This is a genomic window from Nonomuraea sp. NPDC048826, from assembly GCF_043198225.1.
Classification (GTDB): Bacteria; Actinomycetota; Actinomycetes; order Streptosporangiales; family Streptosporangiaceae; genus Nonomuraea.
Genome location: NZ_JBICUQ010000010.1, coordinates 217,211 through 233,100, shown reverse-complemented (window position 1 = coordinate 233,100; position 15,890 = coordinate 217,211). Strand labels below are relative to the sequence as shown.

Below are 15,890 nucleotides of genomic sequence, written 5' to 3'. Positions count from 1 at the left end.
CGGCCGTTGCACCGGACAAGAACGACTCTGGAGGACGCGGTGCGACGGCCGGAACGCTGGGGACTGGGCGCGGTGGGCGCCGGGGTCGTGGTCGTCGTCGGCCTGGACCTGGCCGCCCTGGGCGAGATGGACCCGCTGCGGCGCACGATCAGCGAACACGGCCTGACCGAGCTCGGCTGGGTGTTCGGGCTGGGCGTGGTGCTGCTGGCGGTGGGGTCGGCGGTCATCGGGCTGTCCCTGGCGCGGGCCCGGCTGGCGGGGGCGGTCGGCACGCTGGCGCTGCTGGCGTGGAGTGCCGGGCTGCTGGTGGCGGCCTCTTTTCCCAAGCACGACTGGTCGGTGGGGCCGAGCCTGAGCGGCAGCATCCACCGGGCGGGCAGCCTGGTCGCGTTCCTGAGCCTGCCTCTGGCCGCGCTGATCATCGCCAGGCCGTGGCGGCGGGGCGTGCGGCATCCGGCGTCGCTGGCGGCGTTCGGGCTCGGGGTGTGCTCGGTGCTGTACGTGGTGGGGATGGGCGTGCTGGTGCTGGTCGGCGCGCAGGAGGGGCTGCGCTGGTGGCAGGTCATGCCGCTCGGCCTGGTGGAGCGCGGGCTGGCGGCGGTGGAGGTGGCGACCGTGGCGGCGCTCGGCTTCTGGGCCGCCGGGCGGAAGCTGGCGGGGACTCCCCCGGCGGAAGGCGGCGCGAAGAACCTCGCCTGAGTGCTGGTGGAGCGGCGGTCCCGGGGATAACCTGACCCAGCCTCACGTTCATTCCCCCCGCTCAGGAGGCCGCCGTGCCGTCTCCGCGTGATCGCCAGGCCCGCCTCGCCACCTTCGGCGTGTACGCGGTGCAGGGCCTGTCCTTCGCCACTCTCCTCACCCAGGTCGCGCACCTGCAGGACAAACACGGACTGAGCACCGGGGCGCTGACCCTGCTGCTGCTCATCGTGCCGGTGTTCGCGGGCGTGGGCAGTGTGGCGGCGGGCACGTTCGCCGCCCGCCTGGGCAGCCGGCTGCTGCTCCGCCTGGCCCAGCCCGCGGTGGCCGCCGCCGTCGTGCTCGCCGGCCTGGCCCCGAACGTGACGCTCCTGGTGCCGGTGCTGCTGCTGTTCGGGGTGGCGGTCGGCGCGGTCGACGCGGGCATGAACATGCAGGGCGTCGCGGTCGAGCGCAGGTACGGGCGCGCGGTGCTGAACGGCTTCCACTGCCTGTGGAGCGTCTTCAGCCTGGCCGGCGCGCTGTGGGTGTCGGCGGTGGGCGACGGGCTGCCGCTGGAAGCGGTCATGGCGATCCCGATGGTGCTCGCCGTGGCGGGCTCGCTCTACGCAGGGCCCCGGCTGTACGGGCCGGACGAGGAGCGGGCCGGCACCGTGGAGCAGGCGCCGGGGACCCGGGTCCCGTGGCGGCCGATCATCCCGCTCTGCCTGGCGATGGGCTTCCTGTACGTGGGCGACGCGGCGGTCTCGAACTTCAGCACGGTCTTCATGCAGGACGAGCTGCTCGCCGACGCCCGGGTGATCCCGCTGGCCTACGCCGCATACCAGGCGACCACGCTGCTGGTGCGGCTGGCCGGCGACCTCGCGGTCCGGCGGTACGGTCCCGCCACGGTGGTCAGGCTGGGCGGGGCGATCGCCACGCTGGGCTTCCTGGGGATCGTGTTCGCGCCCAGCCAGCCCCTGGCCGTGGTGGCGTTCGGGCTGACCGGGGTGGGGCTGTCGGTGGTGGCGCCGCAGTCGTTCTCGGCCGCCGGGCGGCTGGACCCGGCCGGCGGCGGGGTGGCGATCGCCCGGGTCAACCTGTTCAACTACGTGGGCTTCATCGTGGGCGCGGCCCTGGTGGGCGGGCTCGCGGAGGAGGCGGGCATGCGATGGGGCTTCGCCGTGCCGCTGGTGCTCGCCGCCGCGATCGTCGCCCTGGCCAAGGGGTTCGAGCCGAAGCCGGTCCCCGCGCGGCCGTGACGCGGGCGGGTCAGGGCGCCGCGGTGACCTCGGCCACCTCGACCGGCCTGCGCTCCCGGCGTGACAGCTCGGCCGCCTCCGCCACGTACAGCGCCGCCAGCGCGTCCTCGACCGCGCACCCGGGCGCGCCGCGCAGGAACGCGTCGAGCTCGGCCCGGTAGGCGTCGGCGAACCGGGTGACGAAGTCGGGCCACGGGTCGCCCCCGGGAGCCAGCCCCTCGGTCGAGGCGAGCGGGGCGCGCGGGCTCAGCCCGACGGCCAGCGTGCCCTCGGTGCCCGCCAGCTCCATGCGCACGTCGTACCCCGCGCCGTTGTAGCGCGAGCCCTGGACGGTGGCGAGCGTGCCGTCGTCCAGGGTGAGCAGCGCGGCGCTGGTGTCGACGTCGCCCGCCTCGGCGAAGAACGCGGCCCCCCGGTTGGCCCCCGTCGCGTACACCGAGACCACCTCGCGGCCGGTCACCCAGCGCAGGATGTCGAAGTCGTGGATGTGGCAGTCGCGGTAGATCCCGCCGGACAGCGGGATGTAGGCGGCGGGCGGCGGCGCCGGGTCCGCGGTGATCAGGTGGACGCGGTGCAGGTCACCCAGCTCGCCCCGGCGCAGCGCCGCGGCCGCGGCCGCGTACCCCGCGTCGAACCTGCGCTGGAACCCGACCACCACCCGGTTGCCGCGGGCCGCCTCCAGCACCTCCAGCGTGCCCTTGACGTCACCGGCCACCGGCTTCTCGCAGAAGGCGGGGACGCCCCGGCGGCAGGCCTCCAGGAGCAGCTCGGCGTGGGTGCTCGTGGGAGTGGCGATGACCACCGCGTCGGCCTCGAAGGGGTCGCCCGGCCTGCCGTGCGCCGAGGTCCGTACGGGATCGGCCACGATCAGGTCGTCGACCAGCGGATGCGCGGCCAGTGTCGCGGCGTGGAACGCGCCGATCCTGCCCAGCCCCAGCAAGCCCACCCGCATGCCGCCTCCCATGAGTAGCCTCCGGGCCCTATCTTCGTCCAGACAGGACGGTTCCGAGTTCTCGGATCGTCTCGGCGGCCCGGCGGGCCGGCAGCCGGGCGAATCCCACCACGATCGCCGGCGGGCCGTCGCCCGAGCGCATCAGGCCCACCGGCTCGGCGGCCAGGCCCAGCTTCGTGGCCGCCTCGGCCACCCGGTCCTCGTCCCAGCCCTCGGGCAGCTCCAGGTAGACGTGCAAACCCGCCTCGATCCCCCGGACCCGGATCTCGGGCAGTTCCCGGGCCAAAGCCTCGACCAGGGCGTCGCGGCGGCGGCGGTACTCCCTGCGCATCCGCCGCAGGTGCTTGTCGTAGCCGCCGGTGCGCAGGAAGTGGGCCAGTGCGTACTGCTCGATCACCGGCGAGCCCAGGTCCAGCTCGCCGCGGGCGCGGCGGACCGCCTCGGCCAGGTGGGCGGGGGCGACCACCCAGCCCAGCCGCAGGCCCGGCGCGAGCGCCTTGCTCACGCTGCCGGAGAGGATCACCCGGTCGGGCGCGAGCCCCTGGAGGCAGCCGACCGGGTCCCGGTCGAAGCGGAACTCGGCGTCGTAGTCGTCCTCCAGGATCATCCGATCGCCGTCGCGGGCCCACGCCATGAGCTCGGCCCGCCGCGCCGGCGAGAGCACGACGCCCGTGGGGAACTGATGGGCGGGCGTGACCAGCGCCGCGTCCGCCCGGCGGGCCCGCAGCGCCGCCACGTCCGCCCCCTGGTCGTCCACCGGCAACCGGACCAGGTCGGCGCCCGCGCGGCGGAGCAGCGGGAGCTGGCGGTGGCTGCCCGGGTCCTCCACCGCCAGCCGGAGCCGGCCGGGACCCGCGAGCACCCGCAGGATCAGGCTGAGTCCCTGGGCCACGCCGCCTACTACGACCAGGTTCTCCGGGCGCACGTCGGCGGCCCGCACCCGTCTCAGGTAGCCGGCCAGCTCCTCGCGCAGTTCGGGGACGCCGCCGGGGTCGCCGTAGTCGAGTGCGTCGCCGGGCATGGTGGCGAGCACGTGCCGGACCGCGGCCAGCCAGCGCTCGCGGGGGAAGAAACCGAGGTCGGGCGAGGTCGGCCGGTGGCCGTAGTAGGGGGCGCGGTCCTGGCCGCCCGGCGGGGGCTCGGCGCGGTGCGCGGCGGTCGGCGCGACCTGGGTGCCTGAGCCGACGCGGGAGACGAGGAACCCCTCCGCGACGAGCTGTTCGTACGCCTCCACCACCACGCCGCGCGAGACGCGCAGGTCGGCGGCGAGGTCGCGGGTGGCGGGCAGGCGGGTGCCGGGGGTGAGACGGCCGTGGCGGACGGCGTCGCGCAGCTCGGAGGCGATCTGCCCAGCAATCCCCCCGATTTCCCGATTTATCGGCACATGGAGGTCGGCCACATTGGTCCTCGGTCACAGCGTTGGATTGGACTGTTTACGGGGACCATTGTGTCCCTAGCCTGGCAACCATGAGAAGCGGAGTCGCCGGGGCCACTGTGGCCATGTTCTGCGTGGGGACACTCGCCGGGGTGTCCGATCTGGTCGGGAACTATCCCGTGTACGGCGGGCAGGCCGTGCGCTACCTGGCCGCGGCCGTCATCCTGGTGGCGGTCACCCGGGTCATGGGGCTGCGGTTCGTCCGCCTGACGCCCCGGGAGTGGCTGCTGCTCGGCGCGCTGGCCCTGACCGGGCTGGCGTTGTTCAACGTGTTCGTGGTCGAGTCCACCCGCGCCGCCGGGCCGGCGCTCGTCGGCACCGTGCTCGGCACGGTGCCGCTCTGGCTCTCCTTCGCCGGCGGCCGCCCGGCGCCGCGCCTGCTCGTCGGGGCCACGGTGGTCGTCGCGGGCGCGACGCTGGCCACCGGGCTGGGCAGCGGCAACCTGCCCGGCCTGCTGTGGGCGCTCGGCGCGCTGGCGGGCGAGGTGTGCTTCTCGCTGCTGGCCCTGCCGTTGCTGCCGAAGCTGGGCGCGATCCGGGTCTCGACGTACGCGACCGTGCTGGCCGTGCCGATGCTGGCCGTGATCGGGCTGGTCGAGGAGGGGACCGGGATGTTCCGGGTGCCGACGCCGGCCGAGGCGCTGGGGTTCGGCTATCTGACCGTGGTGGTGACGGTGGTGGCGTTCCTGCTCTGGTACACCTCGCTGCCGAAGCTCGGGCCGGGCCGGGCGGGGCTGTTCGCCGGGCTCATCCCGGTCGGCGCCATCGTCACCGGTCTGGTGCTCGGCCTCGCCACGCCTTCCGCGTACGACCTGGCGGGGGCAGGGTTGGTGATCGCGGGCATTCTGGTCGGGCTGAGCGGGCCGCGCCGTACCCCCGAGAACGCTCCCGCGCAACCCAAGGGACGGACGATGACCAGCAAAGGCGTACCCTTCTAGCGGATCGAAAGGATGGACATGGCCGACTTCGACTACACCGACCTTCTCCCGCTGGGCGCCGACGACACGGAATACCGGCTGATCACGTCGGAGGGGGTGCGCACGGTCGAGGCGGCGGGGCGGACGTTCCTCGAGGTCGACCCCGAGGCTCTGCGGCAGCTCACCGAGGCCGCCATCCACGACATCTCCCACTTTCTCCGCCCCTCCCACCTGGCCCAGCTCCGCAAGATCATCGATGACCCGGAGTCCAGCGGCAACGACCGGTTCGTGGCCCTCGACCTGCTGAAGAACGCCTCCATCTCGGCCGGCGGCGTGCTCCCCATGTGCCAGGACACCGGCACCGCGATCGTCATGGGCAAGCGCGGCCGCCACGTGCTGACCGACGGCCGCGACGCCGAGGCCATCGCACGCGGCGTGTACGACGCGTACACGAAGCTCAACCTGCGTTATTCGCAGATGGCGCCACTGACCATGTGGGACGAGAAGAACACCGGCAGCAACCTGCCCGCGCAGATCGAGCTCTACGCGGAGGACCCGCACGGCCACCCCGACGAGTACAAGCTGCTGTTCATGGCGAAGGGGGGCGGCTCGGCCAACAAGTCGTTCCTCTACCAGGAGACCAAGGCCGTGCTCAACGAGAAGCGGATGATGGCCTTCCTGGAGGAGAAGATCCGCTCGCTCGGCACCGCCGCCTGCCCGCCCTACCACCTGGCGGTGGTCGTGGGCGGCACGTCCGCCGAGTACGCGCTCAAGACCGCCAAGTACGCCAGCGCCCGCTATCTCGACTCGATCCCCACCGAGGGCTCGGGGTCCGGTCACGGTTTCCGCGACCTTGAGATGGAGGCCAAGGTCTTCGAGCTGACGCAGAAGCTCGGCATCGGCGCACAGTTCGGCGGCAAGTACTTCTGCCACGACGTGCGGGTGATCCGGCTGCCGCGGCACGGCGCGTCCTGCCCGGTGGCCATCGCGGTCTCCTGCTCGGCCGACCGGCAGGCGCTCGCCAAGATCACGCCGGAGGGGGTGTTCCTGGAGCGGCTGGAGACCGACCCGGCGCGGTTCCTGCCCGACACCACCGACGAGCACCTGTCGGAGGACGTGGTCTCCATCGACCTCAACAGGCCGATGCCGGAGATCCTCGCGGAGCTGTCGAAGTATCCCGTCAAGACCCGGCTGTCGCTCACCGGGCCGCTCGTGGTGGCCCGCGACATCGCGCACGCCAAGATCGCCGAGCTGCTCGACGCGGGCGGCGAGATGCCTCAATACCTGAAGGACCATGCGGTCTACTACGCGGGCCCGGCCAAGACGCCCGAGGGCTACGCGTCCGGCTCGTTCGGGCCGACCACCGCGGGGCGGATGGACTCCTACGTGGAGCGGTTCCAGGCCGCGGGCGGCTCGATGGTGATGCTGGCCAAGGGCAACAGGTCGCGGCAGGTGACCGAGGCGTGCGAGCGGCACGGCGGCTTCTACCTGGGCTCCATCGGCGGCCCGGCCGCCCGGCTGGCGCAGGACTGCATCAAGAAGGTCGAGGTGCTGGAGTATCCGGAGCTCGGCATGGAGGCGATCTGGAAGATCGAGGTCGTCGACTTCCCCGCGTTCGTCGTCGTCGACGACAAGGGCAACGACTTCTTCGTCGACACCACGGGGCCGGTGCTGTCGATCGGCCGGCGGTCCTGAGCCCGGCCCCGGCGCCGGGTGCGTCCCGGCGCCGGGACCTCAGGCCGCGACCAGCGCGCGGTGGGGGGCGATGACAGAGCCGTCGGGCAGCAGCAGCCCGGTGTCCTCGAACAGCACCACGCCGTTGCAGAGCAGGCTCCAGCCCTGGTCGGGGTGAGCCTTGACGACGTGAGCGGCCTCACGGTTCAATGAGTCGGCACTGGGACAAACGGGGAAGTGACTGCACATCGCGCACCTCTCAGATGGCGCTCTCCTGGTGGTCTGTTCTCAGTAGGGCAGCTTGCGCCCCGACGGCGTGCGGAGGTCCAGCGAGGCTGCGGTCGGCTTGCGGGGCCGGCGGCGGACCTGGATCTGGCGCATCATCCTCACGTCCTCTGGTCTTCGCTGGTCAACCTTTGGGCGGATGTCTTCATTCTGACGACCGGCACCGACAGTTTCGGCCTCTTCATGAGGATTCCTTCCCGCTGTGTCCAGCATGCGCGCGCCCTCTTACCACAGCCTTACAACCTGCTGACGGTGTCGTGCGCAACACTTTCAGAAGGCCTGCCCCCACAGGCGTCGCCACGCCGCCTGACTTCGCGAGTCAGGTGAGTTGACTTGGATTCGCAACAATTAATCGGCCCGGCCTCTACTGGTCGGTTTACACAAATAGGTAAGCTGCCAGGCATGCGTGCGCCCTCCGGTTACCTTCTTGCCGCGCGCTATCGGCTCGTGGAGCCGGTCGGACGCGGCGGCATGGGCACCGTGTGGCGGGCACATGACGAGCTGCTCAACCGTGAAGTGGCAGTCAAGGAGGTCCGCCTGCCCAAAGTCCTCGACGAGGAGTTGCGTGCCGAGTTGTGCGCGCGCACCGAACGCGAGGGCCGGGCGACCGCGATGGTGGCGCACCCGTCCGTGATCACCGTTTTCGACGTGGTCACCGAGGACGACCGGCCGTGGATCGTCATGGAGCTGCTGCGCGCCCGGTCGCTGGAGCAGCTCATCCAGGTCGAGGGCCCGCTGGAGCCGCGCCGGACGGCCGAGATCGGCCGTCAGATCCTCGGCGCGCTCCGCGCCGTGCACGCCAAGGGCATCCTCCACCGCGACGTGAAGCCCAGCAACGTGCTGGTGACCGAGGACCGCGCGGTGCTCACCGACTTCGGCCTGGCCGCGCTCGAAGGTGACGTCTCCATCACCCAGGCGGGCATCGTCCTCGGCTCCGCCGGCTACATCGCTCCGGAACGCGTGCTCGGCGCCAAGGCGAGCCCCGCCGGCGACCTGTGGTCGCTCGGCGCGACCCTCTACACCGCCGTCGAGGGCAGGGGGCTGCACGGACGGCGTACGGCGGCGGCCGCGCTCGCGGCGCTGACCAGCGGCGAACCGATCCCGATGACCAAGGCGGGGCCGCTCGCGCCGGTCCTGGACGCGCTGCTCCGCATCGACCCGCACACCCGGCTCGACTCCGTGCGGGCCTCGCTGATGCTGGCCAGGGTCGCGGCGGGCAACGCGGCGGAGGAGCCGCTGACCCCGCGCAGGCTGACGCGTCCGGCGATGGTGCCGAGCGCGCCCGCTTTCACCCGCCGGCCCGCCCACCGCGGGCTGCACCGGGCCGACGTCACCGCCCCTCCGGTGAGCGTCCCGCCGCAGCGTCAGGAGCGTCGCCCGGGCGAGGGCGTGCACCGCCGACGGGTCGAATCCCGGCCAGCGCCCACCGCTTATGCCCGATTCCTGACGACGGTGATAAAGTTGTTCCTTCCTCGGCGGTTCTGGCCAAGAGAACTTCGCAAGCGAGGGTAAAGCACTTCCCAAGCGAGAATCGATATCTTCTTCTCATGCCGGAACAGCAGACGCACCTGCTCGCGGAGCGGTACGAGCTCGTCGCCCCGCTCGGCCGAGGCACCATGGGCACCGTGTGGCGGGCCCGTGACCGCGCGCTCGGCCGCGAAGTGGCGGTCAAGGAGATTCGCCAGGACTCGGGGCTGACCGAAGAGCAGCGGGCCGAGCTGCGCGAACGCATGGTCCGCGAGGGCCGCATCGCCTCGCGCATCAACCACCCGGCGGTCGCCGCGATCCACGACGTGATCGTGCACGGCAACCGGCCGTGGATCATCATGGAGCTCGTCGAGGGCCGCTCCATGGAGCAGGTGATCGACGAGGAGGGTCCGCTGCCGCCCCGGCTGGTCGCCGAGATCGGCGTCGACCTGCTCGGCGCGCTGCGCGCGGCGCACGCCCAGGGCATCACCCACCGTGACGTCAAGCCCGGCAACGTGCTCATCACCGAGACCGGGCGCGTGGTGCTCACCGACTTCGGCATCGCCAAGGCCGAGGGCGACCCCAAGCTGACCAAGACCGGCATGGTCATCGGCTCGCCCGGCTACACGGCCCCGGAACGTGCCAGAGGCGAGTACACCGGCCCCGAGTCCGACATCTGGTCGCTCGGGGCGACGCTCTACTTCGCCGTCGAGGGCCGTCCCGCGTACGAGCGGTCCACGATCGCCGAGACCCTGGCGGCGCTGCTCAGCGAGAGCGCCGACCCGCCCACGCAGGCGGGGCCGCTCCGGCCCGTCCTGGAAGGGATGCTCAACAAGGACCACAAACGCCGGCTGCACTCCGCGCAGGCGGAGACCATGCTGCGGATGGTCGCCGACACGCCGACCAGCGAGATGCCGGCGATCACGGCCGAGACCTTCGCCGACCAGGAGCCCCCCGTGCCCCAAGCCCCCCGCCCCGGCTCCTCACCCCAAGCCGGCGGCCCGGTCCCCACCGCTCCTCCGGCCGGTCCCAACCACTTCAGCCCCGCCGACCGCCCGTACCCCCAGGCCCCGGCCGCGCAGCCCGGCCCCCGCCCCGTGGGATCCAACCCGTACGGCGGCCCGGCGAGCGGCACCGACCCGTACGGCACCGGCCCGGCGAAGGGCACCGACCCGTACGGCCGTCCCAGGACCGGCGGGCAGACCGGCGGGCAGACCGGTGGGCCCGGTCCGTACGGTGAGGGGCGTGACGCGTTCGGCGGCGCTCCCGCGACCGGACCGCAGCAGCCCGAACGCGCGCAGGACCCCGAGCGCACCGTCAGCATGATGCGCCCGAAGACCCCGCTCCCCCAGACTCCCGGCCCGCAGGGCCCGCCGCAGCAGGCGGGGCCGCAGGGCGACGAGGGCGCCTTCGCCACCACCCGGCTCCCCCGCAACCCGCTCAACTCCCCCGGCCTGCAGGTCTACCCGCCCGCGCAGCAGCAGCCCGGCCAGGGTCAGCAGCAGGGCCCGCAGCAGGCGCCGCGGCAGGCACCGCCGCAGGGGGCGCATCCGTCGGGTCCGCAGCCCCTGCCGTACGCACCGGGTCAGCAGCCGCCGCCCGGCGGGCAGCCGCCGTTCCCGCCGCGCCGGCCGCCGGAGGCCAACGACGGGCCCGGTCTGGGCACCGACCTGTTCTCCATCGCCGGCATGGAGCAGCAGCGTCCCAGCAACCGCACGGGCATGCTGGTGCTCATGGCCGTCGCCGCCGTGGCCGCCGTGGTGATCGCGATCCTCGTGGTGGCGCTGCTGACGAACTGATCGGCCTGCCGTGGGTAAGACTGGGAGGCATGACCGAATACCGCGTTGAACACGACTCGATGGGCGAGGTGCGCGTGCCCGCCGGCGCGAAGTGGCGTGCGCAGACCCAGCGGGCGGTGGAGAACTTCCCCGTCTCAGGCCGGGCCCTGGAGTCGTCCCACATCGCCGCCATCGGCCTGATCAAGGCGGTGGCCGCCGAGGTCAACGGCGAGCTGGGGGTGATCGACAAGGAGCTGGCCGAGGCCATCGCCCAGGCCGCGGCCGACGTGGCCGAGAACGAGCACGACGCCCACTTCCCCGTCGACGTCTTCCAGACCGGTTCCGGCACCTCCTCCAACATGAACGCCAACGAGGTCGTCGCCACGCTCGCCGAGGAGCGGCTGGGCCGCCCGGTCCACCCGAACGACCACGTCAACGCCTCGCAGTCGTCCAACGACGTGTTCCCGACCTCGATCCACGTGGCGGCGGCGACGGAGGTCACCTTCCACCTGCTGCCCTCGCTGGAGCACCTGGCGATCGCGCTGCGCACCAAGGCGGCCCAGTTCGACGACGTGGTGAAGGCGGGGCGGACCCACCTGATGGACGCCACGCCGGTGACGCTGGGCCAAGAGTTCGGCGGCTACGCCACCCAGGTGGAGCACGGCGTGGTCCGGGTGCGGCGGGCCCTCGACCACGTGCTGGAGCTGCCGCTGGGCGGCACCGCGGTCGGCACCGGCATCAACACCCCGCCGGGTTTCGCCGAGAAGGCCATCGCGGGGCTCCGCGAGGCCACCGGCATCGCCTTCCGCGAGGCGGCCGACCACTTCGAGGCCCAGAGCGCGCAGGACTCCATCGTGGAGCTGTCCGGTCAGCTCAAGGTGGTGGCCGTGTCGCTCAACAAGGTCGCCAACGACCTGCGGTGGATGGGCTCGGGGCCCCGGGCGGGCCTCGGCGAGATCAACCTGCCCGACCTGCAGCCGGGCTCGTCGATCATGCCGGGCAAGGTCAACCCGGTCATCCCCGAGGCCACCGCCATGGTCGCGGCCCAGGTCGTCGGCAACGACGCGGCCATCACCTTCGCCGGCGCCTCCGGCTCCTTCGAGCTGAACGTCCAGCTCCCGCTCATCGCCCGCAACATCCTGGAGTCGATCCGCCTGCTGGCCGCGATCTCCCGGCTGCTGGCCGACCGCTGCGTCGCCGGCATCACCGCCAACGTCGACCGGCTCCGCGAGTACGCCGAGTCCTCGCCGTCGATCGTGACGCCGCTCAACCGCTATGTCGGGTACGAGGAAGCCGCCAAGATCGCCAAGCAGGCCCTGGCCGAACGCAAGACGATCCGCGAGGTGGTCATCGAACGCGGTCACGTCTCCGCCGGCACGCTGACGGAGGCGCAGCTGGACGCGGCCCTCGACGTCCTGTCGATGACCCGGCCCGGGTAGCGCTCAGTTGTGCCGCTGCGTCGCGGCGGCCCAGCGGTCGAGGAGGGCGAGGGCGGCGCCCGAGTCGACGGCCGCCGCCGCGTCCTCGTACGCCGAGGCCAGCGCGCCGGTGAGGTCGTCGGCCGGTGGCGTGCCCCGGGCGGCGACCAGGGCCGCGGCGGCGTTCAGCAGGACGATGTCGCGCACGGGCCCGGTCCGTCCGGCCAGCGTGGCGCGGGCCACCTCGGCGTTGCGGGCCGGCGGGCCGCCGCGCAGGTCGTCGGGGTCGCACCGGGGGATGCCGAGGTCGAGCGGGTCGAAGCGGGTGCGGGTGACGCCGCCCCGGCGGACCACGTAGACGGTGGAGGGCCCGGACGTGGTGAGCTCGTCCAGGCCGTCGTCGCCGCGGAAGACCAGGCTGGAGGCGCCCCGCGCGGCCAGGACACCGGCGATGACCTCGGAGATCGTGTCGTGGTAGACGCCGATGGCCGAGGCGGTGGGCAGGGCCGGGTTGGTCAGCGGCGCCAGGAAGTTGAACACGGTGGGCACGCCGAGCTCGCGGCGCGGGCGTGAGGCGTGCGCGAGCGCCGGGTGGAAGACCGGGGCGAAGCAGAACGTGATGCCCACCTCCTCGGCCACCTCCACCACGGCGGCCGGCGGGAGTTCGACGGCGACGCCCAGCTCCTCCAGGACGTCTGCGGCGCCGGTGGTGGAGGAGGCGGCGCGTCCACCGTGCTTGACCACCTTGGCCCCCGCGGCGGCGGCGACCACGGCGGCCATGGTGGACACGTTGACCGTGTTCGCCCGGTCTCCGCCGGTGCCGACCAGGTCGACGGTGTCGCCGGGGATCCTGATGGCGGAGGCGCCGGCGAGCAGCCCGTCGGCGAGGCCGGAGAGCTCCGCGACGGTCTCGCCCTTGGCGCGCAGCGCGACGGCGAAGGCGGCGACCTGGGCGTCCGTGGCCCGGCCCGACATGATCTGCGACATCGCCCAGGAGGCCTGCTCGGAGGTGAGCGCCTCGCCGTCGAGGAGCTGTACGAGCAGTGCGGGCCAGGTGGTGGTGCCGGTCATGGGTGGCGCCCTTTCGTGTGTCGAATGCTCGACGGGGACGCCCCTTGCCGGTGGCCGCCTCGTCGAGGCGGCCGGGATGCGTACGCGCGCGCTGGCAGGACCGCCTAGAAGGCGGGCCACCACAGCACGGGGTACGCGGTCATGCCGTGAGGCTATCAGTCCCCCGCCACACATATCGCGCCATGCATATATGTCGCGAGGCCCCATGCCGTGCCCCGGCCGGCGGGACTTAAGGTCGGAGTCATGGCGAAGGAGCTGACGGGGCGGACCGCGCTGGTGACGGGGGCGGGCAGCGGGATCGGCGCGGCGTGCGCCCGGCGGCTGGCGGCCGGCGGGGCGCGGGTGCTGGTCGTGGACCGGGCGGCCGAGCCGGCCGGGAAGGTCGCGGCCGAGGTGGGCGGCGTGGCGGTGGTGGCCGACCTGACGGACCCGGGGTTCGTCGGCGCGCTGCCCGACGAGCCGGTCGACATCGTGGTCAACAACGCGGGGTTCCAGCATGTGGCGGCGATCGAGGAGTTCCCGCCCGAGGTGTTCTCGGCGATCCTGAAGGTGATGGTGGAGGCGCCGTTCCTGATCGCGCGCCGGGTGCTGCCGGGCATGTACGAGCGGGGGTGGGGGCGGTTCGTGAACATCTCCTCGGTGCACGGACTGCGCGCTTCACCGTACAAAGTGGCTTATACGACGGCGAAGCATGCGTTGGAGGGGTTCTCCAAGACGCTGGCGCTCGAAGGGGCGTCGCGCGGCGTGACCTCCACCTGCGTCAACCCCGCCTACGTGCGCACCCCGCTGGTCGAGGACCAGATCGCCGACCAGGCCAGGGTGCACGGCATCAGCCCCGACGAGGTGGTCGAGGACATCATGTTGCGGCCCGCCGCGATCAAGCGGCTGATCGAGCCCGAGGAGGTGGCCGAGCTGGTGGCCTACCTGTGCGGGCCGGGCGGCTCGTTCGTCACCGGCGTGTCGCTGCCGGTCGACGGCGGCTGGACGGCGCGCTAGTGATCCCTGGACGGCGGCGATGACCAGGCGTTTCCTGGAGCTCCTGGCCAGGGAGGCGTCGGCGGTCGAGTTCGAGGGGCCCGTCGTCGAGGCCAGGGCCGCCGGCGCGGACCCGGCGGCCGTCGAGGAGCTCGAACGCGCCAAGGTCGAGGCGCTCAGGGTGCGCGAGCTGCTGCGCCGCAGGGCCAGGCGCGAGGCCGAGCTGTCGGCGCTCTACGACACCGCCGGCGACCTGTCGGCGCTGCGCGACCTGGACGCGGTGCTGGAGGCGATCGTGCACCGGGCCAGGCAGCTCCTGGCGACCGACACCGCCTACCTGACGCTGCACGACCCCGACCGCGGCGACACCTACATGCGGGTCACCGACGGCTCGATCTCGGCCAAGTTCCGCTCGCTCCGGCTGGCCATGGGCTCCGGGCTGGGCGGGCTGGTGGCGCAGACCGCGATCCCGTACGCGACCGCCGACTACTTCGCCGACGCCCGGTTCCGCCACAAGCACGACATCGACGAGGCCGTCACCGAGGAGGGCCTGGTCGCGATCCTGGGCGTGCCGCTGCGGCTGGGTCAGCGGGTGATCGGCGTGCTGTTCGCGGCCAACCGCAGCGCCCGGCCGTTCCACCAGGAGGAGGTCTCGCTGCTGGGCAGCCTGGCGGCGCACGCCGCGGTGGCGATCGACAACGCCCGGCTGCTGCAGGAGACCAGGAACGCGCTGGAGGAGCTGTCGCAGGCGCACCGCACCGCCAGGGAGCACGCCGAGGCGGTCGAGCGGGCGGCGACGGCGCACGACCGGATGACCTCGCTGGTGCTGCGCGGCGGCGGCATCGAGGACGTCGCGGCCGTGGTGACGGACGTGCTCGGCGGCGAGCTGGCCGTGCTCGACGACCTGGGCAGGCCGCTCGTGGGCGACGCGACCGGGTTCGACGCCGGGGTGTTCGAGGCGGCGCAGGCCTCGCGCGCGCTCGGCCGTACCGTGCGCAGGGGCGACCTGCGCATCGCGTCGGTGGACGTCGGCGGCGCGCCGCTCTGCACGCTGGTGCTGCGCAGCGACGACGCCGACGAGCGCATCCTGGAGCGGGCCGCGCTGGTCTGCGCGCTGCTGCTGCTGTTCCGCAGGAGCGTGGCGGAGGCCGAGGGGCGGGTACGCGGCGAGCTGCTCGACGACCTGATCTCCCGGCCCGGCTCGCCGGGGTTGCACGACCGGGCGCACCGGCTGGGCGTGGACCTGTCCGCGCCGCACGTCGTGGTCGTGGCCCGGCACGACGGGCAGCGGGAGCGGGCCGCGTTCTGGGCCTCGTCGGAGGCGGCGCTGCGGCGCGGCCTGGCCGCGGGGCGCGGCGACGAGGTGGTGCTGCTGCTGCCCGGCACCGACGCCGGCCCGCTCGCGCAGCGGGTGGCCGCCGAGCTGAGCGCCACGCTGCACGCCCCCGCGACGGCGGGCGCGGCCCGCGTCGGCGAGCCGCCGCCTGACGCGCCGGCTCCCCCACCGGCGTACCCGGACCGAGCCGTCCCCGCCGGGAGAACCGAAGAGACGGGCGGCGTCGCGGCCGCGTACCGCGAGGCGCGCCGCTGCGCGGACGCGCTGGTGGCGCTCGGCCGGTCGGGCGACGGCGCGAGCGCCGCCGAGCTCGGCTTCGTCGGGCTGCTCATCGGCGAGGGCCGCGACGTGCGCGGCTTCGTCGCGTCCGCGATCGGCCCGGTGATCGAGTACGACGCCCGCCGCGGCACCGCGCTGACCGCCACGCTCGCGGCGTACTTCGGCACCGGCGGCTCGCCCTCGCGCACGGCCGAGGTCATGCACATCCACGTGAACACCGTCACCCAGCGGCTGGACCGGGTCGGCAAGCTGCTCGGCGACGGGTGGCAGGAGCCGGAACGGGCACTGGAGATCCAGCTGGCGCTCCGCCTGCACCTGCTCGGCCACACAGGCACCAGGCAGAGTGTGGGTCCTCGGCCCATATGA

13 protein-coding genes are annotated in these 15,890 nt (G+C 73.2%); 9 read left to right on the top strand and 4 right to left on the bottom strand.

The window, feature by feature from the left end; translation table 11 throughout:
* The first annotated feature begins 39 nt into the window (after positions 1–39).
* Together ACGFI7_RS33865 and ACGFI7_RS33860 are read left to right on the top strand one after the other, a co-directional pair.
* A complete protein-coding gene (locus ACGFI7_RS33865; protein ID WP_393411872.1) occupies positions 40–699 on the top strand; it encodes a DUF998 domain-containing protein in 660 nt (219 codons plus the stop codon).
* Between the two features lie 74 nt (positions 700–773).
* Positions 774–1,937, top strand: coding sequence for an MFS transporter (locus ACGFI7_RS33860; protein WP_393411870.1), 1,164 nt, complete (start codon positions 774–776; stop codon positions 1,935–1,937).
* Positions 1,938–1,947: 10 nt separating this feature from the next.
* Here the strand turns inward: ACGFI7_RS33860 and ACGFI7_RS33855 are convergent, their stop codons facing one another.
* A complete protein-coding gene (locus tag ACGFI7_RS33855; protein WP_393411868.1) occupies positions 1,948–2,889 on the bottom strand; it encodes a Gfo/Idh/MocA family oxidoreductase in 942 nt (313 codons plus the stop codon).
* Positions 2,890–2,917: 28 nt separating this feature from the next.
* Complete coding sequence (locus ACGFI7_RS33850) at positions 2,918–4,288, bottom strand: PLP-dependent aminotransferase family protein (protein ID WP_393411866.1); 1,371 nt, start codon at positions 4,286–4,288, stop codon at positions 2,918–2,920.
* A 68-nt stretch (positions 4,289–4,356) separates the two neighbouring features.
* On the opposite strand from ACGFI7_RS33850, the gene ACGFI7_RS33845 reads away from it, so the two are divergent.
* Both ACGFI7_RS33845 and ACGFI7_RS33840 read left to right on the top strand, forming a co-directional pair.
* Positions 4,357–5,262: a DMT family transporter gene (locus tag ACGFI7_RS33845; protein WP_393411864.1), complete on the top strand. Its 906-nt coding sequence runs from the start codon at positions 4,357–4,359 to the stop codon at positions 5,260–5,262.
* Between the two features lie 18 nt (positions 5,263–5,280).
* Positions 5,281–6,936 (top strand): fumarate hydratase, encoded by a 1,656-nt coding sequence (locus ACGFI7_RS33840; RefSeq protein WP_393411862.1) that lies wholly within the window; start codon positions 5,281–5,283, stop codon positions 6,934–6,936.
* A gap of 39 nt (positions 6,937–6,975) precedes the next feature.
* On the opposite strand, the gene ACGFI7_RS33835 is transcribed toward ACGFI7_RS33840, so the two are convergent.
* Positions 6,976–7,164, bottom strand: coding sequence for a DUF5999 family protein (locus ACGFI7_RS33835; RefSeq protein ID WP_393411860.1), 189 nt, complete (start codon positions 7,162–7,164; stop codon positions 6,976–6,978).
* Between the two features lie 438 nt (positions 7,165–7,602).
* Between ACGFI7_RS33835 and ACGFI7_RS33830 the strand changes: the two genes are divergently transcribed.
* From ACGFI7_RS33830 to ACGFI7_RS33820, 3 genes are read left to right on the top strand one after another with little or no spacing between them, the layout of a single operon-like run.
* Positions 7,603–8,712, top strand: coding sequence for a serine/threonine-protein kinase (locus tag ACGFI7_RS33830; protein ID WP_393411858.1), 1,110 nt, complete (start codon positions 7,603–7,605; stop codon positions 8,710–8,712).
* 35 nt (positions 8,713–8,747) lie between these two features.
* The gene (locus tag ACGFI7_RS33825; protein ID WP_393411856.1) at positions 8,748–10,466 is read left to right on the top strand and encodes a protein kinase; all 1,719 of its coding nucleotides are present in this window, start codon (positions 8,748–8,750) and stop codon (positions 10,464–10,466) included.
* 29 nt (positions 10,467–10,495) lie between these two features.
* Positions 10,496–11,884, top strand: a complete 1,389-nt coding sequence (locus ACGFI7_RS33820; protein ID WP_393411854.1) for a class II fumarate hydratase — start codon at positions 10,496–10,498, stop codon at positions 11,882–11,884.
* 3 nt (positions 11,885–11,887) lie between these two features.
* On the opposite strand, the gene trpD is transcribed toward ACGFI7_RS33820, so the two are convergent.
* Positions 11,888–12,934 (bottom strand): anthranilate phosphoribosyltransferase, encoded by a 1,047-nt coding sequence (trpD, locus tag ACGFI7_RS33815; protein ID WP_393411852.1) that lies wholly within the window; start codon positions 12,932–12,934, stop codon positions 11,888–11,890.
* A gap of 243 nt (positions 12,935–13,177) precedes the next feature.
* Between trpD and ACGFI7_RS33810 the strand changes: the two genes are divergently transcribed.
* Positions 13,178–13,930: an SDR family NAD(P)-dependent oxidoreductase gene (locus ACGFI7_RS33810; protein WP_393411850.1), complete on the top strand. Its 753-nt coding sequence runs from the start codon at positions 13,178–13,180 to the stop codon at positions 13,928–13,930.
* Positions 13,931–13,949: 19 nt separating this feature from the next.
* A complete protein-coding gene (locus ACGFI7_RS33805; RefSeq protein ID WP_393411848.1) occupies positions 13,950–15,890 on the top strand; it encodes a helix-turn-helix domain-containing protein in 1,941 nt (646 codons plus the stop codon).